The 20,529-nt window shown below is 59.7% G+C and carries 17 protein-coding genes; 13 read left to right on the forward strand and 4 right to left on the reverse strand.

Features of this window, described 5'->3' with window-relative positions:
• Window positions 1-358 precede the first annotated feature (358 nt).
• The gene (epsC, locus tag NHU87_RS08065) at window positions 359-1,285 is read right to left on the reverse strand and encodes a serine O-acetyltransferase EpsC (RefSeq protein WP_253547225.1); all 927 of its coding nucleotides are present in this window, start codon (window positions 1,283-1,285) and stop codon (window positions 359-361) included.
• Window positions 1,286-1,475: 190 nt separating this feature from the next.
• Here epsC and NHU87_RS08070 point away from each other — a divergent pair, with 190 nt between their 5' ends.
• The 13 genes from NHU87_RS08070 (at window position 1,476) to NHU87_RS08130 (ending at window position 14,987) form a co-directional block, all read left to right on the forward strand.
• Entirely contained in the window at window positions 1,476-2,468 is a 993-nt protein-coding gene (locus tag NHU87_RS08070) for a D-cysteine desulfhydrase (protein WP_253547227.1), read from the forward strand.
• A 327-nt stretch (window positions 2,469-2,795) separates the two neighbouring features.
• The gene (gene tcyJ / locus NHU87_RS08075) at window positions 2,796-3,590 is read left to right on the forward strand and encodes a cystine ABC transporter substrate-binding protein (RefSeq protein WP_253547229.1); all 795 of its coding nucleotides are present in this window, start codon (window positions 2,796-2,798) and stop codon (window positions 3,588-3,590) included.
• Window positions 3,590-4,255: a cystine ABC transporter permease gene (gene tcyL / locus NHU87_RS08080; RefSeq protein WP_007903115.1), complete on the forward strand. Its 666-nt coding sequence runs from the start codon at window positions 3,590-3,592 to the stop codon at window positions 4,253-4,255. Before tcyJ ends, tcyL begins: the two co-directional genes overlap by 1 nt.
• A 4-nt stretch (window positions 4,256-4,259) precedes the next feature.
• A complete protein-coding gene (tcyN, locus tag NHU87_RS08085; protein ID WP_253547232.1) occupies window positions 4,260-5,009 on the forward strand; it encodes an L-cystine ABC transporter ATP-binding protein TcyN in 750 nt (249 codons plus the stop codon).
• Between the two features lie 504 nt (window positions 5,010-5,513).
• Window positions 5,514-6,272, forward strand: a complete 759-nt coding sequence (locus NHU87_RS08090; RefSeq protein ID WP_253547235.1) for a hypothetical protein — start codon at window positions 5,514-5,516, stop codon at window positions 6,270-6,272.
• A gap of 455 nt (window positions 6,273-6,727) precedes the next feature.
• On the forward strand, window positions 6,728-7,969 hold the full coding sequence (locus NHU87_RS08095) for an SfnB family sulfur acquisition oxidoreductase (RefSeq protein ID WP_253547237.1): 1,242 nt from the start codon (window positions 6,728-6,730) through the stop codon (window positions 7,967-7,969).
• 38 nt (window positions 7,970-8,007) lie between these two features.
• Window positions 8,008-9,201 (forward strand): SfnB family sulfur acquisition oxidoreductase, encoded by a 1,194-nt coding sequence (locus NHU87_RS08100; protein ID WP_253547239.1) that lies wholly within the window; start codon window positions 8,008-8,010, stop codon window positions 9,199-9,201.
• The gene (locus NHU87_RS08105; RefSeq protein WP_253547242.1) at window positions 9,201-10,559 is read left to right on the forward strand and encodes an LLM class flavin-dependent oxidoreductase; all 1,359 of its coding nucleotides are present in this window, start codon (window positions 9,201-9,203) and stop codon (window positions 10,557-10,559) included. The genes NHU87_RS08100 and NHU87_RS08105 overlap by 1 nt, the downstream gene beginning before the upstream one ends.
• A gap of 127 nt (window positions 10,560-10,686) precedes the next feature.
• Entirely contained in the window at window positions 10,687-11,496 is an 810-nt protein-coding gene (locus NHU87_RS08110) for a MetQ/NlpA family ABC transporter substrate-binding protein (RefSeq protein ID WP_253547244.1), read from the forward strand.
• A 2-nt stretch (window positions 11,497-11,498) separates the two neighbouring features.
• Window positions 11,499-12,620: a methionine ABC transporter ATP-binding protein gene (locus NHU87_RS08115; RefSeq protein WP_253547246.1), complete on the forward strand. Its 1,122-nt coding sequence runs from the start codon at window positions 11,499-11,501 to the stop codon at window positions 12,618-12,620.
• Window positions 12,610-13,254, forward strand: coding sequence for a methionine ABC transporter permease (locus NHU87_RS08120; protein WP_008005138.1), 645 nt, complete (start codon window positions 12,610-12,612; stop codon window positions 13,252-13,254). Before NHU87_RS08115 ends, NHU87_RS08120 begins: the two co-directional genes overlap by 11 nt.
• Window positions 13,255-13,814: 560 nt before the next feature.
• Entirely contained in the window at window positions 13,815-14,171 is a 357-nt protein-coding gene (locus NHU87_RS08125) for a DUF6124 family protein (RefSeq protein ID WP_253547248.1), read from the forward strand.
• Between the two features lie 186 nt (window positions 14,172-14,357).
• Complete coding sequence (locus NHU87_RS08130) at window positions 14,358-14,987, forward strand: class I SAM-dependent methyltransferase (RefSeq protein WP_253547250.1); 630 nt, start codon at window positions 14,358-14,360, stop codon at window positions 14,985-14,987.
• A gap of 112 nt (window positions 14,988-15,099) precedes the next feature.
• On the opposite strand, the gene NHU87_RS08135 is transcribed toward NHU87_RS08130, so the two are convergent.
• The 3 genes from NHU87_RS08135 to NHU87_RS08145 are packed head-to-tail and all read right to left on the reverse strand — an operon-like array spanning window position 15,100 to window position 20,314.
• Window positions 15,100-18,150, reverse strand: coding sequence for an efflux RND transporter permease subunit (locus tag NHU87_RS08135; RefSeq protein WP_253547252.1), 3,051 nt, complete (start codon window positions 18,148-18,150; stop codon window positions 15,100-15,102).
• Window positions 18,147-19,214 carry an efflux RND transporter periplasmic adaptor subunit gene (locus tag NHU87_RS08140; protein ID WP_253547254.1) on the reverse strand — a complete coding sequence of 356 codons (1,068 nt, stop codon included), beginning with the start codon at window positions 19,212-19,214 and terminating at the stop codon, window positions 18,147-18,149. Before NHU87_RS08140 ends, NHU87_RS08135 begins: the two co-directional genes overlap by 4 nt.
• A complete protein-coding gene (locus NHU87_RS08145; protein WP_253547256.1) occupies window positions 19,211-20,314 on the reverse strand; it encodes an efflux RND transporter periplasmic adaptor subunit in 1,104 nt (367 codons plus the stop codon). Before NHU87_RS08145 ends, NHU87_RS08140 begins: the two co-directional genes overlap by 4 nt.
• Between the last annotated feature and the right edge of the window lie 215 nt (window positions 20,315-20,529).

The raw sequence follows: 20,529 nt of genomic DNA on the forward strand, positions 1-20,529 counted from the left end.
GGCGCACCTCAAGGGGATGAAACAGGGCAATCAATAACGGACTCGGCAAAGGCAAGCCTCCTGTTGTGAGCGGGCAGCAAACCGGCGGTTTAACTTGAATGAGCGTTCAAGTTAAACATGGATAGGGGGCTAAGGACTAATCCTGGGGCTCGGCGGTCGCTTTCCTACGCTAGCTCAAGGATGCGTTTGAGGTAGGGTTATCGCGATCGTTCCCACGCTCTGCGTGGGAATGCAGCCCCGTGACGCTCTGCGTCACATCGGTGCCAGGCACTGCATCGGCGGCGGCCCTGGAACGCGGAGCGTCCCTTGAGGCATTCCCACGCGGGAGCGTGGGAACGATCAGTCTCAGGTGAAGGACTTATTTCTGCGTCCCATCATCATGCTGCAGATTCGCCTGGGTCAGGTTGCACCCCGCCGGCACACTGCGGGTCAGCCAGACGTTGCCGCCGATGGTCGAGCCCTTGCCTATGGTGATCCGCCCCAGAATCGTCGCGCCGGCGTAGATCACCACATCGTCCTCGACGATCGGATGCCGCGGATGGCCCTTCTGCAACTGTCCGTCCTCGTCCGACGGGAAGCGTTTGGCGCCCAGAGTCACCGCCTGATAAATCCGCACGCGCTCGCCAATGATCGCGGTCTCGCCGATCACCACGCCCGTCCCGTGATCGATGAAGAAACTGCGACCGATCTGTGCCCCCGGATGGATGTCGATGCCGGTGGCAGAGTGGGCGATTTCCGCGCTGATCCGCGCCAGCAGCGGCAAGCCGGCGCGATACAAATGATGGGCCAGGCGATGGTGAATCACCGCCAGGATTCCCGGATAGCAGAGCAACACTTCATCGACACTGCGAGCCGCCGGGTCGCCGTGATAGGCCGCCAGTACGTCGGTATCCAACAGGCTGCGCAACCCCGGCAAAGCGAGAGCGAAGTCCTGAATGATCTGGATGGTTTTGGCCTCGACTTCAGTATCGGCCTGGGCACTGTGGCGCGCGGCATAACGCAATTCGAGCCGCGCCTGAGCCAGCAACGCATTCAACGCGACATCGAGCGTGTGACCAACGTAGAAATCTTCACTCTCCTCGCGCAAATCCACCGGCCCCAATCGCATCGGGAACAGCGCACCGCATAAGGCTTCGAGAATGTCCGCCATGGCCGCTCGAGATGGCAACTCGCGACCGCCCTGCTCGCCGCTGGCACGGCCGTTTTGTGCACGCCACTGCTCGCGCGCCGTACGCAGTTGGCTGACGATGGTCTGCAATTGCCAATGGCTGGAACGCTCGCTCACAGTAAAAACTCCTCACGGGCGGCCGGACTGTCTGGCCGCGTTAACCGCGATTACTTTACGGCAACGGCTTGCAGCCGAATTAAGAACCAATAGTGCTGTGCTCAATACTTTCGGCTATAAGCGATTGGCAGTTGCTCCACTAAATACCCGTGCCTATAGTCCTGACATCTTCCTCCGCCAGTACGGACCCATGATCAAACAACAGCTTGCCCGCTTTAACCGCCTCGACCTGCTCGGTCATCCTACTCCCCTGGAAAAACTCGAACGCCTGTCGACCTGGCTGGGCCGCGATGTGTACGTCAAACGCGATGATCTGACACCCTTGGCACTGGGCGGCAACAAGCTGCGCAAACTCGAATACCTGGCCGCCGATGCGCAGGCTCAGGGCGCTGATACGTTGATCACTGCCGGCGCGATTCAGTCCAATCATGTGCGCCAGACGGCTGCCATTGCGGCCAAGCTTGGCCTGGGCTGCGTGGCGCTGCTGGAAAATCCACTCGGCACTGATGACAGCAACTATGTCGGCAACGGCAATCGGCTGTTGCTGGACCTGTTCGATGCCAAGGTCGAGTTGGTGGAAAACCTCGACAATGCCGACGAGCAATTGGAAGCGCTGGCCGGGCGTTTGCGCAGCAACGGCAAAAAGCCGTATCTGGTGCCGATTGGTGGCTCGAATGCATTGGGCGCGTTGGGTTATGTCCGTGCGGGCCTGGAACTGGCCGAACAGATCAAGGACACCGGGCTGCAATTCGCCGCGGTGGTGCTGGCGTCCGGCAGTGCCGGCACCCATAGCGGCCTGGCACTGGCATTGAGCGAAGCACTGCCGGATTTGCCAGTGATCGGCGTGACCGTTTCCCGTAGCGATGAAGCTCAACGTCCGAAAGTTGAGGGCCTCGCCGAGCGTACGGCCGAGCTGTTGGGCGTGAGCCTGCCGGCGAGTTTCAAAATCGAACTGTGGGACGAATATTTCGGTCCGCGTTATGGCGAGCCGAATGCCGGAACATTGTCCGCGCTGAAGCTACTGGCGAGTCAGGAAGGGTTGTTGCTGGATCCGGTGTACACCGGCAAGGCCATGGCCGGATTGCTCGACGGCATCGGGCGCCAGCGCTTCGATGACGGCCCGATCATCTTCCTGCACACCGGTGGCGCGCCGGCGTTGTTTGCCTATACCTCGGTGCTCTAACTGATCGTTCCTACGCTCCGCGTGGGAATGCAGCCCGTGACGCTCTGCGTCACTGGACGCGGAGCGTCCCTAGAGGCGTTCCCACGCAGAGCGTGGGAACGATCATGAAAGCGTGGGAACGATCTCCACCCCCGCATATCTCATAAAAGAATAACAAACTTAATATTTAGTATTTTCCTATCTAAAGACAACATCATATAGTCACGCCGCAGGCGAATTTGCAGCAAGACGCATAAGCTGCTTTAGGGCAGGATATCGCAGTCGTTCAAATCCCGAATTTGCCAACTTTCCTTAAGCGTCTTCCATAAGAAAACACAGGGGCTTGTCATGAATTTTTCCGCATTACGTCGAAATCTGCTGGTGGGTTCGCTGGGCCTGGCGCTGAGCGCCGGCCTGCTCGGGCAGGCAGTGGCCGGTGAGCAGCTGCAAAAAATCAAGGACGCAGGCGTGATCAACGTCGGTCTGGAAGGTACTTATCCACCGTTCAGCTTCGTCGACGAGGCCGGCAAACTGAGCGGCTTCGAAGTCGAGTTCTCCGAGGCCTTGGCCAAAGAGCTGGGCGTGAAGGTCAAACTGCAGCCGACCAAATGGGAAGGCATCCTCGCAGCCCTGGAATCCAAGCGTCTGGACGCGGTGATCAACCAGGTGACCATCACCGAAGAGCGCAAGAAGAAGTACGACTTCTCCACGCCTTACACCGTTTCCGGGATTCAGGCGCTGACCCTGACCAAAAACAAAGACACCATCAAGACCGCCGCCGATCTGGCCGGCAAGAAAGTCGGCGTAGGTCTGGGCACCAACTACGAGCAGTGGGTGAAAGAGAATGTGCCTAAGGCTGACATCCGCACCTACGAAGATGATCCGACCAAGTTCCAGGACCTGCGCGTCGGCCGCATCGACGCCATCCTGATCGACCGCCTGGCCGCGCTGGAATATGCCAGGAAAGCCAAGGACACTGCCGCCGCAGGCGAAGCGTTCTCCCGCCAGGAAGCCGGTATTGCCCTGCGCAAAGGCGAGCCTGAGCTGCTGGCCGCGGTGAACAACGCCATCGACAAGCTGCGTGCCGACGGTACGCTGAAAAAGCTTTCGGAAAAATACTTCAGCGCTGACGTCACTCAATAATGGGAGAAGCTTTCCAACTCGCGCTGGACTCCGCGCCCTTTCTGCTCAAGGGCGCGTACTACACGGTCATCCTGAGCCTGGGCGGAATGTTCTTCGGCCTGCTGATGGGCTTCGGCCTGGCGTTGATGCGGCTGTCGCGCTTCAAACTGGTGAGCTGGATCGCCCGCATCTACGTGTCGTTCTTTCGCGGCACGCCGTTGTTGGTGCAACTGTTCGTGATCTATTACGGCTTGCCGCAATTGGGTATCGAACTTGATCCGCTGCCGGCTGCCCTGATCGGCTTCTCGCTGAACATGGCCGCCTACGCCTGCGAAATCCTGCGTGCCGCGATCAGCTCCATCGAGCGCGGCCAGTGGGAAGCCGCCGCCAGTATCGGCATGACCCGCGCGCAAACCCTGCGCCGGGCCATCCTGCCGCAAGCGGCGCGCACAGCTCTGCCACCTTTGGGCAACAGCTTTATTTCGCTGGTCAAGGACACCGCCCTAGCAGCCACCATTCAGGTGCCGGAACTGTTCCGCCAAGCGCAGCTGATCACCGCCCGTACCTTCGAAATTTTCACCATGTATCTTGCCGCTGCGCTGATCTACTGGGTTCTGGCGACTGTACTCTCGCACCTGCAGAACCAGTTGGAAGCGCGGGTCAATCGGCACGACCAGGAGTCCTGACCCAATGATTGTCGTGGAAAAACTGACAAAGCAGTTCAAGGGTCAGGTGGTGCTCAACGGCATCGATCTGCAGGTGAAGGAAGGCGAGGTGGTGGCGATCATCGGCCCCAGCGGCTCGGGCAAGACCACCTTCCTGCGCTGCCTGAATTTTCTCGAGGAACCTAGCAGCGGCCGGATAAAGGTCGGCGACATCGAGATCGATGGCAGCCGCCCCCTGAACCAGCAGCAGAGCCTGGTACGGCGCTTGCGCCAGCATGTGGGTTTTGTGTTCCAGAACTTCAACCTGTTCCCCCATCGCACGGCCCTGGAAAACGTGATCGAAGGCCCGTTGGTGGTGAAAAAGATCCCGCGTGCCGAAGCCGTTGCCCTGGGTAAAAAGCTATTGGCCAAGGTCGGCCTGGCGGGCAAGGAAGACGCTTACCCGCGACGCCTCTCCGGCGGTCAGCAACAGCGTGTGGCGATTGCCCGGGCGTTGGCGATGGAACCGGAAGTGATCCTGTTCGATGAACCGACCTCGGCGCTGGACCCGGAACTGGTGGGCGAAGTGTTGGCGACTATCCGCGGCCTGGCCGAGGAGAAACGCACCATGGTGATCGTCACCCACGAAATGGGCTTTGCCCGGGACGTGGCCAACCGTGTGGTGTTTTTCGACAAGGGTGTGATCGTCGAACAAGGCGAAGCCAAGGCACTGTTTGCCAATCCGAAAGAGGAACGGACGAAGCAGTTTCTCAGCAAGTTTCTTAATAACACTTAGTGCTGCCTAATTCGGAAACTGTCAACTTCCAGGGATGGAAGTGACATTAAGCCCGCCTTATAAAAGCCTATAGCCGCCTTTCAGCATTTTCTTGATTCGCCCTCATCATAAATAACTTCCCGTTACCCCATGCGGTACATATATATGTCCTGCAACAGATTCATATCGCCTAAATTTATAAAACACCCTGCTGCCCTAGCTCAAAGGGTTGCTGCCTCAGAGGCATAAAACCCATCAAATATCGGCCTTTATTCGACAGAGCGATGCGGTTTATTAACCATACCTCGTAGGAGCTTTCTGAATCACGCAAGAACTAACCTTTAACCAACCAACGCTATTGACACCTATTCAAGCGCACTCTTATCTAGTCCCCAACAGGCAACAGCCATCCCACTCAATCATTGTTTAAGCGCGCAAATAGTGAATCGTTTTGTTGCCTGGTGATTCACGCCTTTCGATCTTTCAGAAATGGACTTCGCGGCAAAGCTTCAAGGAGAGAAACCCATGACAAGCACTTCGAACAAACCTGAACTTGCAGCCCCGACCTTGGCGCTAAGCCACAAGGCCGGCATCAACATCACCTCCGCCGCTCACCTTATGATCGACGTGGCTCCTTATTCCGGAATGGACGAAGGCGATCTGATCGAACTGTTCTGGAACAACTGCTACGTGGCCTCCAGTGTCCTGGGCCCCGACCATGGCGGTAAAGCGGTGAGCCTGCGGGTGCCGGAAAGCTTCATTGCCAATGGTTCCGCCCGCGTCCATTACAAAGTCATGCAGGTCGGGCAAGGGGCCGCGGTATCACCGGCGGCACGCGTCCAGATCAAGCTCGATTGCCCGGGCGGCCTGCTTCTTTGCGATGAGGAAAACCAGAGCCTGGCGCCGGTGTTCATCCCTGAAACCATTCGTCGTCAGGGGGTCAATCCGAATCAGGTCAAACGCGGTGTCCCGTTGACCATCGAGCCTTACCTGAACATGGCCGCCGACGACGAAATCACCCTGCGCTGGGGCGATGTGCGCATGGATTTGCCCAAGCTCAAGGCTTGCGATGTGGGACAGCCGATTCAGGTCTGGGTGCCCCCGGCGATCATTCTCGAAGCCGGCGAAGACCTGCGACTGGAAGTGACTTACTGCATCCTCGACCGCGTGGGTAACAACTCGCGCTGGGCACCGGCACGCACACTGAAGATCGGCTGTGCCAATCCCTACCTGAAAGTGCCACCGAAAGAAGCGCTCATGGCCGCTGAATCCCGAAAGCGATGAGCCCCTGTAGCAGCTGTCGAGCCTGCGAGGCTGCGAGGCTGCGTTCGGCTGCGCAGCAGTCGTTAATCCTGAGTCCGCGATTAACCTGAATAATCACGGCGCTTGATTTTGCGACTGCTACGCAGCCGAACGCAGGCTTCGCCAGCTGCTACAAGACTCAAAAGATCGCAGCCTTCGGCAGCTCCTACGCCGAACGCATTCCCCTGTAGGAGCTGCCGAAGGCTGCGATCTTGGCGGCTTAAAGGGTAACGACCCTTCTATGCATATTCCTAAAAGTTAGTTCATAAATTATTTATACACGTTTATGGTATATAAACCGGACCACCGGACATTCTTGTTTTCGTTCGCCGCAACGATCGCGGCGCTTCCATGAGATGTGAGGTAGGTATGGTCCGGAACACAATCACCCCAGTGCACATCGCCAGGGCATTGCGTGCAGCCAAGGAGCGGCACTGATGTCCAGTCTGGCAGATGCAATCGTCCAGAGTGATCTGGACATCGCCCCATTGTTGTTGCCCGCGCAGGTCTTACGCAACGACGCACAAGCCATCAAGGCTGCCCATGAGCTGGCGCAAATCGCCCGCCTGCAAGCAGCCAAACGTGACCAGCAGCGCAAGCTGCCGTGGTCGGAAATCGAACAGTTCACCCGCAGTGGCCTGGGCAGCATTGCCATCCCGCGAGAGTACGGTGGCCCGCAAGTTTCATTCGTCACCTTAGCCTCGGTATTCGCGATCATTTCCGCGGCCGACCCGGCTTTGGGGCAGATCCCGCAGAACCAGTTCGGGATTCTCAACCTGATACTCGGCAGTGCCACCGAGCCGCAGAAAAAACAGCTATTCAAAAGCGTGCTCGAAGGCTGGCGAATTGGTAACGCGGGACCAGAGCGCGGGACCAAAAACACCCTGGAGCTCAAGGCGCGGATCACCGCCGACGGCGATGGCTTCGTCATCAACGGGCAGAAGTTCTATTCCACCGGCGCCCTGTTCGCCCACTGGGTCGCCGTCAAGGCGCTGAACGACGACGGCAAGCAAGTGCTGGCCTTCGTTCGTCGTGGCACCCCGGGCCTGCGCATCGTCGATGACTGGTCGGGTTTCGGCCAGCGCACCACCGCCAGCGGCACCATTTTGCTCAACAACGTGCGGGTCGACGCCGAGCTGGTGGTGGATAACTGGAAGATCAACGACAGCCCGAATACCCAAGGCGCCGTGTCGCAGCTGATTCAAGCCGCCATCGACGCCGGCATCGCCCGAGGCGCCATCGATGACGCCATCGAGTTCGTAAAAACGCGTGCACGGCCCTGGATCGACGCCAAGGTCGAACGGGCCAGCGACGACCTCTACGTGATCGCCGACATCGGCAAGCTGAAAATCGAACTGCACGCCGCCGAAGCGCTGCTGCGCAAGGCCGGGCAAGTACTCGATCAGGTCAACGCCGCGCCGCTCACCGCCGAGTCCGCTGCACGCGCTTCGATTGCCGTGGCTGAAGCCAAAGTGCTGACCACCGAGATCTCGCTGCTGGCCAGCGAAAAGCTCTTCGAACTGACCGGCAGCCGCGCCACCCTCGCCGAATTCAACCTCGACCGCCACTGGCGCAACGCCCGGGTGCACACGCTGCACGACCCGGTGCGCTGGAAATATCACGCCGTCGGCGCTTACCACCTCAACGGAACCTTGCCTGCGCGGCATTCCTGGATCTGACGACCAGAACCTTTTTGACCAGATCTCTGGAGAAACACATGACTCTTTCTCACCACGTCGCGGTCATCACCAGCGATGAGCAAGCCCTGATCGTCGCCAGTGACCTGGCCGACGATTTCAAACGCGACAGCGCCCTGCGCGACCGCGAACGTCGTTTGCCGCTCCCGGAACTGGAAGTGTTTTCCCGTTCGGGTCTTTGGGGCATCAGCGTGCCAAAAGAATACGGCGGCGCAGGGGTTTCCAACGTCACCCTGGCCAAGGTCATCGCGTTGATCGCCCAGGCCGATGGCTCCCTCGGACAAATTCCCCAGAACCATTTCTACGCCCTCGAAGTGCTGCGCGTGAACGGCACTGATGAGCAGAAAAAACGTCTCTACGCCGAAGTATTGGCCGGCCAGCGCTTCGGCAATGCACTCGCGGAACTGGGCACCAAAACCGCCCATGATCGCGTCACCAGCCTGACTCGCGATGGCAACGGTTACCGCATCAACGGCCGCAAGTTCTACGCCACCGGTGCGATTTACGCCCAGCGCATCCCGACGTCAGTGGTGGACGAAAACGGTGTGCAGCAACTGGCCTTCGTCCCGCGCAACAGCAAAGGCCTGACGGTGATCGACGACTGGAGCGGCTTCGGCCAGCGCACCACTGGCAGCGGTTCGGTGGTGTTCGAGGATGTCTACGTCGCGGCCGAAGATGTGATCCCGTTTCAAAGCGCTTTCGAGCGCCCGACCACCGTCGGCCCGTTGGCGCAGATTCTCCATGCCGCCATCGACACCGGCATCGCCCGCGCCGCTTACGAAGATGCACTGCATTTTGTGCGCACCAAGACCCGGCCGTGGATTGATTCCGGCAACGACAAAGCCATCGAAGACCCGCTGACGATCAAGAGTTTCGGCCACCTGGCTATTCGCCTACACGCCACCGAAGCCTTGCTGGAACGCTCCGGCGAATTCCTCGACCAGGCACAGGCCGACACCAATGCCGAGACCGTCGCCGCCGCCTCAATTGCCGTCGCCGAAGCCCGGGCCATCAGCACCGAAATCTCTCTCACCGCTGGCAGCACCTTGTTCGAACTGGCGGGCAGTCAGGCGACCCTGGTCGAACACGGCCTGGATCGCCACTGGCGCAACGCTCGGGTACATACCCTGCATGACCCGGTGCGCTGGAAGTATCACGCGGTGGGCAATTACTACCTCAACGATGAAAACCCGCCGTTGCGGGGGACCATCTGATGGCCGACGCCAAAAAGAAAATCCTGCTCAACGCGTTCAACATGAACTGCATCGGGCACATCAACCATGGTTTGTGGACGCATCCACGGGATAACTCTACCCAATACAAGACCATCGAATACTGGACTGAACTGGCGCAGCTGCTGGAACGCGGACTGTTCGACGGTCTGTTCATCGCCGACATCGTCGGCGTGTACGACGTCTATCAAAACTCGATGGACGTGCCGCTCAAAGAGTCGATCCAGTTGCCGGTCAATGACCCGCTGCTGCTGGTCTCGGCCATGGCCGCCGTCACCAAAAACCTCGGCTTCGGCCTCACCGCCAACCTGACCTACGAACCGCCGTATCTGTTCGCCCGACGCATGTCGACGCTCGATCACCTGAGTCGCGGTCGGGTCGGCTGGAACATCGTCACCGGCTACCTCGACAGCGCCGCCAAGGCCATGGGCCTGAGCGAACAGGTGGAACACGACCGCCGCTACGACCAGGCTGATGAATACCTGCAAGTGCTCTACAAACTCTGGGAAGGCAGTTGGGAAAACGGCGCGGTGCTCAACGACCGCGAACAACGGATCTACGCCCAGCCAGGCAAAGTGCACAAGGTCGAGCACAAGGGTGAGTTCTATTCGGTCGAGGGTTATCACCTCTGCGAACCGTCGCCGCAACGCACGCCGGTGCTGTTCCAGGCCGGCAGTTCCGATCGCGGTTTGCTGTTCGCCGGTCGCCATGCCGAGTGCGTGTTCATCAGTGGTCAAAACAAACCGGCGACCCGAGTTCAGGTGGACAAGGTTCGCGCCACCGCCGTCGAGGCCGGGCGCAATCCCTGGGACATCAAGATGTTCATGGGCTTGAACGTGATCGTCGGTGAGACAGAAGAGCTGGCCTGGGCCAAGCACGCCGAGTACCTGAGCTACGCCAGCGCTGAGGCCGGTGTGGCGCATTTTTCGGCGTCGACCGGGATCGATTTTTCCGAGTACGAACTCGACGAACCGATTCAGTACGTGAAGAGCAACGCCATCCAGTCCGCCACCAAAAACCTGCAAAACAACGACTGGACCCGCCGCAAACTGCTGGAACAACACGCCCTCGGTGGTCGCTACATCACCGTGGTCGGCTCTCCGCAGCAGGTGGCCGATGAGCTGGAATCGTGGATCGCCGAAACCGGTCTGGATGGTTTCAACCTGACGCGGATTGTTACGCCGGAAAGCTATGTGGATTTCATAGATTTGGTGATTCCGGAGTTGCAGCGGCGTGGGTCATACAAGACGGCTTATGACGAGGGAAGCTTGCGGGAAAAGCTGTTCCACGGAGAGGCGTATTTGCCCGAGCAACATACCGGGTCGGCGTTTCGCCGCTAAAAGCATCGCGGGCAAGCCCGCTCCCACAGGGATTGTGTGAACACCCGAGAACACTGTGGGAGCGGGCTTGCCCGCGATGAGGCCCGAACCGACACCACACATTTATGCACTGACTGGAATAGCCATCATGACCAAAAACTACCTCTCCCACCCAGTCAAAGCACTGGCCCTGGCCCTCGGCCTCTTCAGCTCCATCACCTTCGCCGCCGACGCGCCATTGAAAGTCGGCACCACCGCCGCCTTCGCCATCCCCCTGGAAGCCGCCGTCGAAGAAGCCAACAAACAAGGCCTGAAAGTCGAACTGGTGGAGTTCAGCGACTGGATCGCCCCCAACGTCAGCCTCGCCTCGGGCGATATCGACGTGAACTATTTCCAGCACATCCCATTCCTGGAAAACGCCAAGGCCGCCGCTGGTTTTGACCTGGTGCCGTTCGCCCCGGGCATCATCAACAACGTCGGCCTCTACTCGAAAAAATACAAAAGCTTCGCCGAGTTGCCCGAAGGCGCCAGCGTGGCCATCGCCAACGACCCGATCAACAGCGGTCGCGGCCTGCAACTGCTGGCCAAGGCCGGGCTGATCACCCTCAAACCGGGCGTCGGCTACAAAGCCACCGAAGAGGACATCATCGCCAACCCGAAGAAAATCAAAATCCTTCAGGTCGAGGCCGTACAACTGGTGCGCGCCTACGACGACGCCGATCTGGTCCAGGGCTACCCGGCCTACATCCGTCTGTCGAAGACCTTCGATGCCAGCTCCGCCCTGCTGTTCGACGGCCTCGATCACAAGGAATACGTGATCCAGTTCGTGATCCAGCCGAAAAGCAAAACCGACCCACGTTTGATCAAATTCGTCGACATCTACCAGCATTCGCCAGCCGTTCGCGCAGCACTGGATAAAGCCCACGGCAAGCTCTATCAAGCCGGCTGGGAAAGCTGAGTATGACGGCCGCGATCCAACGGCGACTGGAACTTCCGGAGCCACATAACGCCACACAAACCGAACTGCACCCAGACCTGAATCGCGCCCACGTGCGCTTCATCGGCCTGGGTAAAACCTACAACGGCCAGCAAGGTCCGGTGGCGGCCTTGCACGGCATCGACCTGGCGATCCAGCACGGCGAAGTGTTCGGCATCATCGGTCGCAGCGGCGCGGGCAAGTCGTCGCTGATCCGCACCATCAACCGTCTCGAACAACCGAGCAGCGGGCGGGTGCTGATCGATCAGGTGGATATTGGCGAGTTCGATGAAGACAGCTTGGTGGCATTGCGGCGACGGATCGGCATGATCTTCCAGCACTTCAACCTGATGTCGGCCAAGACGGTTTGGCAGAACGTCGAATTGCCGCTGAAAGTCGCCGGTGTGCCCAAGGAGCAGCGCGAGCGCAAAGTCCGCGAATTGCTGGAACTGGTCGGCCTGCAGGAGAAGCACAAAGCCTACCCGGCGCAACTTTCCGGCGGGCAGAAACAACGCGTCGGCATCGCCCGAGCGCTGGTGCACGACCCAGAGATTCTGTTGTGTGACGAGGCGACGTCGGCGCTGGATCCGGAGACCACGCAATCGATCCTCGGCCTGTTGCGCGAGATCAACCGGCGCCTGGGCCTGACCATCGTGCTGATCACTCACGAGATGGCGGTGATCCGCGATATCTGTGATCGGGTCGTGGTGCTGGAACACGGGCGAATCGTCGAGCAAGGGCCGGTCTGGGAAGTCTTTGGCAACCCACAACATGAAGTCAGCAAGACCTTGCTCGCGCCGCTGCAACACGGCTTGCCGCAAGAGCTGCAAAGCCGTTTGCGGGAGCAGCCGCAGTCTTCGGACAGCGCTGTGGTGCTGCGTTTGCAATTCACCGGCAGTGCCAGCGACGAGCCAGACCTAGCGGCGCTGTTCAGCGCCCTTGGTGGCCGCGTGCGTTTGCTGCAAGGAGGCGTGGAACGGATTCAGGGGCATGCGCTCGGGCAATTGCTGCTGGCGGTGACCAGTTCGTCCCTCGGCGCCGAGGAATTGCGTCAGCGCGCTGGCAACTGGGCGCAACAGGTGGAGGTACTGGGTTATGTGGTTTGATCGGTTGCTTCAGGGTTTTATCGACACGTTTTTGATGGTGGGTGTGTCGTCGTTGATTGCGCTGCTGGCGGGCATTCCGTTAGCGGTGATTCTGGTCACCAGCGCCAAGGGCGGGATCTACGAAGCACCGGCACTGAACCGCGCCTTGGGCGCGTTCGTGAACCTGTTCCGTTCAATTCCGTTTTTGATTTTGATGGTGGCGCTGATTCCGTTTACCCGGTTGATCGTCGGCACCACGTATGGCGTCTGGGCTGCCGTGGTGCCGCTGACCATTGCGGCCACGCCGTTCTTTGCACGTATTGCCGAAGTCAGTTTGCGCGAGGTCGACCATGGGTTGATTGAAGCCGCGCAGGCGATGGGCTGCCGACGCTGGCATATCGTCTGGCATGTGTTGTTGCCTGAGGCGCTGCCGGGGATTGTCGGTGGGTTCACGATTACGTTGGTGACGATGATCAACTCCTCAGCCATGGCCGGGGCGATTGGTGCCGGTGGGTTGGGGGACATCGCTTACCGGTATGGGTATCAGCGGTTCGACAGCCAGATCATGTTGACGGTGATTGTGTTGCTGGTGGTGTTGGTGGCGGTGATTCAGTTGGGTGGGGATCGGTTGGCTCGGGGACTCAACAAGCGCTGATCGAGATAGCAGCTGCGACGCTCACCTTGTAGCAGCTGGCGAAGCCTGCGTTCGGCTGCGAAGCAGTCGTAAATCCTGCTTGCACAGTCTTCCTGAAACACCGTGAACTCTGATTTCACGACTGCTACGCAGCCGAACGCAGGCTTCGCCAGCTGCTACAGATCGCGTTACGGATTAACTGACAGGCATTAAGACAATCCCCTCGCCGAAGGGGAAGTTTTCGCACAAGAAAATCAGAGCGCCAGCAGGCCAGATCCCTTTCATTCGCAGGACGTTTCCTAGATCATTCCGCTCGCTTGCGCCTGCCAAATTCCGTGGCTAGTCTCGGTTCGTCACTGCTCATCAGTGATCGGGTTTAGTAGCCCGGATCAATAGGCGCATAGCGATTCCATGCTCATGTCCGGCAATGTTTGCCGCATGCAGAATATGGTGGCTGTGCGTGGGGCATCTTCGGGTGCACCGGTTTTCCTATTGACCGGCCTACTAACCTGCGCACAGCCGCCACCCAATCGTTTAGTAGGCGATAAGTGATGGCTCCCATGTGGCAATAGGAGCAACACATGAAAAAATCCGTACCCGATCCACCTCCCGAAAACCCCACTAACGAAACCGCCACTGAAGACCCGCTCAGGGATCGATCGGCGCTTTACCGTGCAATCGATTTCCACCTCACCGGCAAGCAGCCCTCACCACCCGATGAATTGCGCTTCTACAACGTCAGCAAAGACGTGAGCTTCGAAGACGCCCAGCTCTACGTCGCCGATATACTGCGCTGCGCCTCGGTCAAGGCGTATCAGTGTGGTGATCAGCTCAAGGGGGCCGATCGGGCATTGGTGTTTTCCGTCTGGCATTTGCTGGAGATTGCCAAGGCGATGGTTGATCGGTCCATTGAATGTCTGGGGATGAAGCAGAGCTGAGTTTGGCCTGAGTCATTGGTTGTCAGTGATATTGCCTTCGCGGGCAAGCCTCGCTCCTACAGAAGTTACGTCGTTCTGGCACCACCGATCCCCTGTAGGAGCGAGGCTTGCTCGCGAATGGCTGCGCAGCAGCCCGCGGCGTCATGGCGTATATTCGGCGAATCCCAATTGCCTGCGCAGCCGACCATGAAACAGACTCCCGACGATCTGGAGCAGATCACCTCCACCACCCTGGACCATTACAACGCGGTGGCCGAGGATTTCCGTGAAGGCACCCGCGATCACGATGTCAGCCAGAACATCGATGCCCTGTTGCGGCATATTCAGGGTGGCGCACCGTTCACCCTTCTCGACTTTGGCTGCGGCCCTGGCCGTGACCTGAAAACCTTCACCCGCATGGGCCATACCGCCGTCGGCCTCGACGGTTCGGAAAAATTTGCGCAGATGGCGCGGGAGGACAGTGGTTGCGAAGTCTGGCAGCAAGACTTTCTGAAACTCGATCTGCCGGCCGAGCGGTTTGACGGGATATTTGCCAATGCGGTGCTGTTCCACATCCCGAGTCAGGAATTACCTCGGGTGTTGAAGCAATTGCGCGAGGCGTTGAAGCCGGGTGGAGTGTTATTCAGTTCCAATCCGCGGGGTGAGAATCAGGAAGGCTGGAACGGGCCGCGTTATGGGGCTTATTACGATCTTCACGCGTGGCAGGAGTTGCTGACCGAGGCGGGGTTTGTGGAGCTGGAGCATTACTACCGGCCGGCGGGACTGCCGCGGGAGCAGCAGCCTTGGTTGGCGAGTGTTTGGCGTAAGCCGGTGTAGCCTGACAGGACGCCATCGCGGGCAAGCCCGCTCCCACAGGGACCGAGTTGTCCAGGCGGACGCGACCCAATGTGGGAGCGAGCCTGCCCGCGATGAGCGCGCAGCGCTCGCCTTACTGCACCTCTTTCTTCGGCTCGCGAACCTTGTACCAGGCCACGTACAGCGCTGGCAAAAACAGCAGCGTGAGCAACGTCGCGATGATGATCCCGCCAATCATCGCGTAGGCCATCGGTCCCCAGAACACTTCGCGGGCAATCGGAATCATCCCCAGGCTCGCTGCCGCCGCTGTCAGCAAAATGGGCCGGCGCCGATGTTCCGTGGCCTGCACCACCGCATCCCACGGCGTGTAGCCGTCGTTCTCGAAAGCGTCGATCTGGGTCACCAGAATCACCGAGTTGCGGATGATGATGCCGATCAACGCCAGAATCCCCAGGATCGCCACGAAGCCCATCGGCGTGCCGGTCGGGATCAGCGCCAGCACTACGCCGATCAGCCCGAGCGGCGCGACGCTGGCCACCAGGAACAGCTTCTGCACGCTGTGCAACTGGATCATCAGGAAGGTCGCCATCAAAAACAGCATCAACGGCACGACTTTGGCAATCGGCCCTTGGGCCTTGCCGCTTTCCTCCACGGTACCGCCGGTGGCGACTTTGTAGCCCACCGGCAAACTGGCGGCGAATTTGTCGATGTCCGGTTGCAGCTGTTTCACCAGGTCGGTCGGCTGAATCTCGTCGCGCACCGCGGCCTTGATGGTGATGGTCGGTTTGCGATCACGGCGCCATACCAGCGGCTGCTCGAGTTCATAACGCACGGTGGCGAATGCCAGCAGTGGAATCGACGTGCCGCCAGGAGTGACGATCTGCAAGTTCTGCAAGGTTTCCGGGCTGCCGCGCTCAGCATCTTCAGCGCGGCCGACCACGTCGATCAGGTAAATATCGTCATCGACCTGCGTCACCGGAGAGCCGACGACAATGCTGTTCATCAGGTTCGCCACGTCTTCCGACGACAACCCAAGTTGCCGTGCCTTGTCCTGGGCGATGTCGATGCGCAGGACTTTGCCCGGTTCGTTCCAGTCGTAAATGATTTCGCCAATATGCGAGTTCTTATCCAGTTCGGTGGCCAGGGCGATGGCGTGTTTGCGCACCTGATCGATGTCTTTGCCGCTGACCCGGTACTGAATCGGCCGTCCCACCGGCGGGCCCATTTCCAGGGCCTGGACGTAACTGCCAACACCGACGAACTCTTCACGCAGGCGTTTTTGCAGGCGAGCAGTCAAGGCTGGGCGTGACTTGCCTTTGCTGACGATCACCAGTTGCGCGTAGTACGGGTTCTGCAATTGCTGGTCGAGGGGCAGGTAGAAACGGATCGCGCCCTCGCCGATGTAGGTGCTCCAGCGCAGGATGTCCGGGTCGTCTTTGAGCGTTGCTTCGAGCTTATTCACAACCATGCGGGTTTCGGCGATCGAGGCGTTTTGCGGCAGGTTCAGATCGACGAGAATTTCCGGGCGGTCCGAGGACGGAAAGAACTGGTTCTGCACGAACTGCATGGAAAACACCGAGAGCACAAACAGCGCCACGGTGATGCCGATGGCCCACCAGCGATTGCGCATCGCCCAGAGCAGGCCACCATTGAACGCCCGCCCGATGCGCCCCGGCTCTGCGTCATGAGGCTTCACCTTGGCGCTCAGAATGTGCACACCAAGTACCGGGGCGAACAGCACCGCGACGACCCACGACACCAGCATGGCCACCGCGATCACCGCGAACAGCGTGAAGGTGTACTCACCGGCGGAACTGGCGTTCAAACCGATCGGCACGAAACCCGCCACGGTGACTAACGTGCCGGTGAGCATCGGGAACGCGGTCGAGGTGTAGGCGAAAGTCGCCGCCTGCTCTTTGGTTTCGCCCATTTCCAGGCGCGTGACCATCATCTCGACCGTGATCATCGCGTCGTCCACCAGTAGGCCGAGGGCGATGATCAGCGCACCGAGGGAAATCCGCTGCATGGTGATGCCGCTGTATTCCATGAAGAGAAAGACCATCGCCAGCACCAACGGAATCGAACACGCCACCACCAACCCGGCGCGCACGCCGAGACTGATGAAGCTGACGATCAGCACGATCACCACCGCTTCGAACAACGCACTGGTGAAGCCGCCGACGGCTTCTTCCACCACTACAGCCTGGTCGGAAACGGTGTGTACACCGACGCCCACCGGCAGGTCCGCCGTCAGCTCATCCATGCGCAGGTGCAGCGCCTTGCCGAAGTCCTGAATGTTGCCGCCCTTTTTCATGGCGATCGCCAGGCCGATGGCTGGCTGACCGTTGAAGCGAAACTCCGGAGTCGACGGATCGACATAGCCACGGCTGATGTTGGCGATGTCGGCCAGTCGGTAGAAGCGATCGTTGAGCTTCAGGTTGACGTTGGCCAGGTCTTTCTCAGAGGCAAACTGGCCCGAGGTCCGCACCGAAATCCGCTCCGGGCCGGCCTCGATCACCCCGGCCGGGGTCACGGCATTCTGCGATTGCAGGGTCTGCACCACCTCGCGCCGATCAATGCCGAGGGCGGCCAGTTTGCGGGGGGAGAAGTTCAGGTAAAGGACTTCATCCTGTTCGCCGACCATCTCGACCTTGCCCAACCCCGGGACTTCGCGGATTTCGGCACGCACCTGCTCCACGTAATCGCGCAACTGGCGCATCGACAGGCCGTCGGCGGTAAACGCATACACCGAACCGAACACGTCGCCGAACTCGTCGTTGAAACCCGGCCCTTGCAGGCCTTGCGGGAAGTCACCGCGAATGTCGTTGATCTTCTTGCGCACTTGGTACCAGATATGCGGGATGTCTTTGGCGCTGGTGGTGTCAAGCAGGTTAACGAAGACCGTCGATTCGCCGGGGCGTGTGTAGCTTTTCACGTAGTCGAGCGAGTCGAGTTCTTCGAGTTTTTTCTCGATCCGGTCAGTGACCTGCTTGAGGGTTTCTTCCTGGGTCGCGCCGGGCCAGCGGGTCTGAATCACCATGGTTTTGATGGTGAACGACGGGTCTTCTTCGCGCCCCAGGTTCAGGTACGAGAACACGCCCATCAGCAGTGCGACGAACATCAAATACCAGACAAACGACTGATGCTTGAGGGCCCATTCGGATAAGTTGAAACTCCCTTTCATCGCGGGCTGTCCTCGTCAATTTTCACTTTCTGCCCCGGTTTGAGGCTGTGCACACCGGCACTGACCACTCGCTCGCCGGACTTCACGCCGTTGGCCAGGACCACCGTGTCATCGGTCCGGCTGATCAGGCTGACTTCCCGTGGGGAAACGGTTTGCGTCTGCGGATCAACGACCCAGATCCGCAGCTTTCCATCGACCTCCTGCAGCGCGCTCACCGGCAGTTCGAGTCGCGGTTTGATCGCGGAGCTGAGGGTCACGCTGATCGCCGTGCCGAGGCGAAAGCCCGGCGGCGTATCGGTCAGGCTCAGACGAGCCCGACGGGTACGGGTCGCGCTTTGGGCCTGGGGTTCGATTTCGCGCACGATGGCGGTGCTGGTGATGCTCGGGTCCAGTTGTGAGGCGACCTGGAATACCACATCGGTTGGCAATCGATCGACCAGGGTGTCGGGCAAATCGATCACCGCTTCCTTGATGTCCGGCTGCGCCAGGGTCACCACTTGCTGGCCCGCCGTCACCACTTGCCCGGCTTCGGCGTTCCAGGCGGTGACAATGGCTTTGTGGTCGGTGCGCAGCTCGACGTAATTGAGTTGATCCTTCGCCTGATCGACTGCGGCCTTGGCTTGATCGAGGGAGGCCTGGGTGGTTTTCAAATCGGTCTGGGCGATGTCCAGTTGCGCCTGCGCGCCAACCCCGCGATTGAACAGCTCCTGCTGACGCCGGGCGTTGGCCTGGGCATTGATGAGCTGCGCCTGCACACGCGCCAGATCACCTTGAGCGGAGCGCAACTGGTTCTGCTGATCGGTGGGGTCGAGGGTCGCGAGCAAAGCGCCCTTCTCGACTTCGGCGCCGACATCGACGTTACGGCTGGCGATACGCCCCGGCACCCGGAAACCGACGTTGCTTTCGTAACGGGCCTGAATGCTGCCGGCAAACCGGCCGAGGTCTTCTTGATTGAGCGCTTTCACCTCCACGGACAACACCGGCCGAACCGGTTCTGGCGGCGCTTCCTCATCGGAGCAAGCGACCAATAGTGCAGCGGCGGACAACAGCAACAGGCGCTTCATGGCTGGGCTCCTGTCGTTGGCGTCTTATAGGTGTTTTCGACGATCTCCACCTGCACGCCCGGATGCAGCAGTTGGCCGCCGGCGGTGACGACTTTTTCGCCGCCGTTGAGGCCGGCGCTGACAATGACTTTGCCGGTCAGATAACGACCGACCGTGACCGTATGCAACTGCGCCTTGCCCTCGGCGTCCACCAGCCACACGGCCGGTTCACTGACGTTTTTGGTCAGCGCCGACCAGGGCAGTTCCACCGCGGTTTTACCGACTGGCTTGGCAGTGGCGCTCACCACCGAGCCGAGCTGCATGCCCTCGGGAAGGCTATCAAGGGTGACTTTGACTTGCACCGTGCCGGTCTGCGCGGACACCGCCGGCGTGACTTCCCGAACGGTACCGGTGGTTTTGATCTTCGGGTTGTCGAGCAGGCTGACCACAATCGATCTATCCGACGGCGGCTCGGCCAGCAGCGATTCGTAAACATTGAACACCGCGTCACGCTCGCCGTCCCGGGCCAGGCTGAAAATCGGCACCGTGGCTTGCACCACCTGGCCGACTTCGGCCTGGCGCGCGGTAATCACCCCCGGCGCATCGGCAATCAACGCGGTGTAGCTCAGTTGATCGCGGGCGTTAGCCAATTGCGCCTGAGCAGCGGTCAATGCGCTCTGACTGCTGCGCAAGGCGGCTTGGGCGGAGTCGTATTCGCTCTGGCTGGTGTAGCCCTTGGGCAGGAGTTTTTGTTGGCGAACGAAGGCGGCGGCGGTTTGTTTGACCCGAGCCTGTTCGGCAACGACTTGAGCCTGGGCCGAGTCAACAGTGGTTTGCAGGTCTTTCGGGTCGAGTTTGGCCAGCACTTGTTTGGCCGAAACCCGGTCACCGACATCGACCATGCGCTGGATGATTTTGCCACCCACGCGGAACGACAATTCGGTTTGAACTCGGGCCTGGACGTCACCGGTGAGTGTCACCGCGGCGGCGTAATCCGATGGCTTGACCTCTTGCACGAAGACTCGCGGGCGGTCTTTCTCGACCGGTTTTTTATCGCCACAGGCGGTCAGCAAGGCGATGAGGCTCAGGCCAACCATTAATTTCAATCCGGGACCCGCCATGCAAACTCCTTTGCGTTGTACGAATGTGCCAGTGACGATACGACTGAGAGCTTAGAACAGGGTTCCAAACGCGCACCTGACGGCCTTGAATAAAGCGATCACGCCACAATCCTTGTAGCAGCTGGCGAAGCCTGCGTTCGGCTGCGCAGCAGTCGTAAAATCAGCGCGCGCAGTACATCAGGCACACCGTGCAGCCCGGATTGACGACTGCTGCG

This window comes from Pseudomonas mandelii, from assembly GCF_024138395.1.
In the GTDB taxonomy this organism is placed as follows: domain Bacteria; phylum Pseudomonadota; class Gammaproteobacteria; order Pseudomonadales; family Pseudomonadaceae; genus Aquipseudomonas; species Aquipseudomonas mandelii_E.

Excerpts from the sequence above, each read along its gene's own strand:
- NHU87_RS08115 (WP_253547246.1), top strand. The coding sequence starts at position 11,499 with ATGACGGCCGCGATCCAACGGCGACTGGAACTTCCGGAGCCACATAAC.
- NHU87_RS08125 (WP_253547248.1), top strand. The coding sequence starts at position 13,815 with ATGAAAAAATCCGTACCCGATCCACCTCCCGAAAACCCCACTAACGAA.
- NHU87_RS08110 (WP_253547244.1), top strand. The coding sequence starts at position 10,687 with ATGACCAAAAACTACCTCTCCCACCCAGTCAAAGCACTGGCCCTGGCC.
- NHU87_RS08145 (WP_253547256.1), bottom strand. The coding sequence starts at position 20,314 with ATGGCGGGTCCCGGATTGAAATTAATGGTTGGCCTGAGCCTCATCGCC.
- NHU87_RS08140 (WP_253547254.1), bottom strand. The coding sequence starts at position 19,214 with ATGAAGCGCCTGTTGCTGTTGTCCGCCGCTGCACTATTGGTCGCTTGC.
- NHU87_RS08070 (WP_253547227.1), top strand. The coding sequence starts at position 1,476 with ATGATCAAACAACAGCTTGCCCGCTTTAACCGCCTCGACCTGCTCGGT.
- tcyJ (WP_253547229.1), top strand. The coding sequence starts at position 2,796 with ATGAATTTTTCCGCATTACGTCGAAATCTGCTGGTGGGTTCGCTGGGC.
- NHU87_RS08100 (WP_253547239.1), top strand. The coding sequence starts at position 8,008 with ATGACTCTTTCTCACCACGTCGCGGTCATCACCAGCGATGAGCAAGCC.
- tcyN (WP_253547232.1), top strand. The coding sequence starts at position 4,260 with ATGATTGTCGTGGAAAAACTGACAAAGCAGTTCAAGGGTCAGGTGGTG.
- NHU87_RS08135 (WP_253547252.1), bottom strand. The coding sequence starts at position 18,150 with ATGAAAGGGAGTTTCAACTTATCCGAATGGGCCCTCAAGCATCAGTCG.
- NHU87_RS08095 (WP_253547237.1), top strand. The coding sequence starts at position 6,728 with ATGTCCAGTCTGGCAGATGCAATCGTCCAGAGTGATCTGGACATCGCC.
- NHU87_RS08105 (WP_253547242.1), top strand. The coding sequence starts at position 9,201 with ATGGCCGACGCCAAAAAGAAAATCCTGCTCAACGCGTTCAACATGAAC.
- NHU87_RS08130 (WP_253547250.1), top strand. The coding sequence starts at position 14,358 with ATGAAACAGACTCCCGACGATCTGGAGCAGATCACCTCCACCACCCTG.
- NHU87_RS08090 (WP_253547235.1), top strand. The coding sequence starts at position 5,514 with ATGACAAGCACTTCGAACAAACCTGAACTTGCAGCCCCGACCTTGGCG.
- NHU87_RS08120 (WP_008005138.1), top strand. The coding sequence starts at position 12,610 with ATGTGGTTTGATCGGTTGCTTCAGGGTTTTATCGACACGTTTTTGATG.
- tcyL (WP_007903115.1), top strand. The coding sequence starts at position 3,590 with ATGGGAGAAGCTTTCCAACTCGCGCTGGACTCCGCGCCCTTTCTGCTC.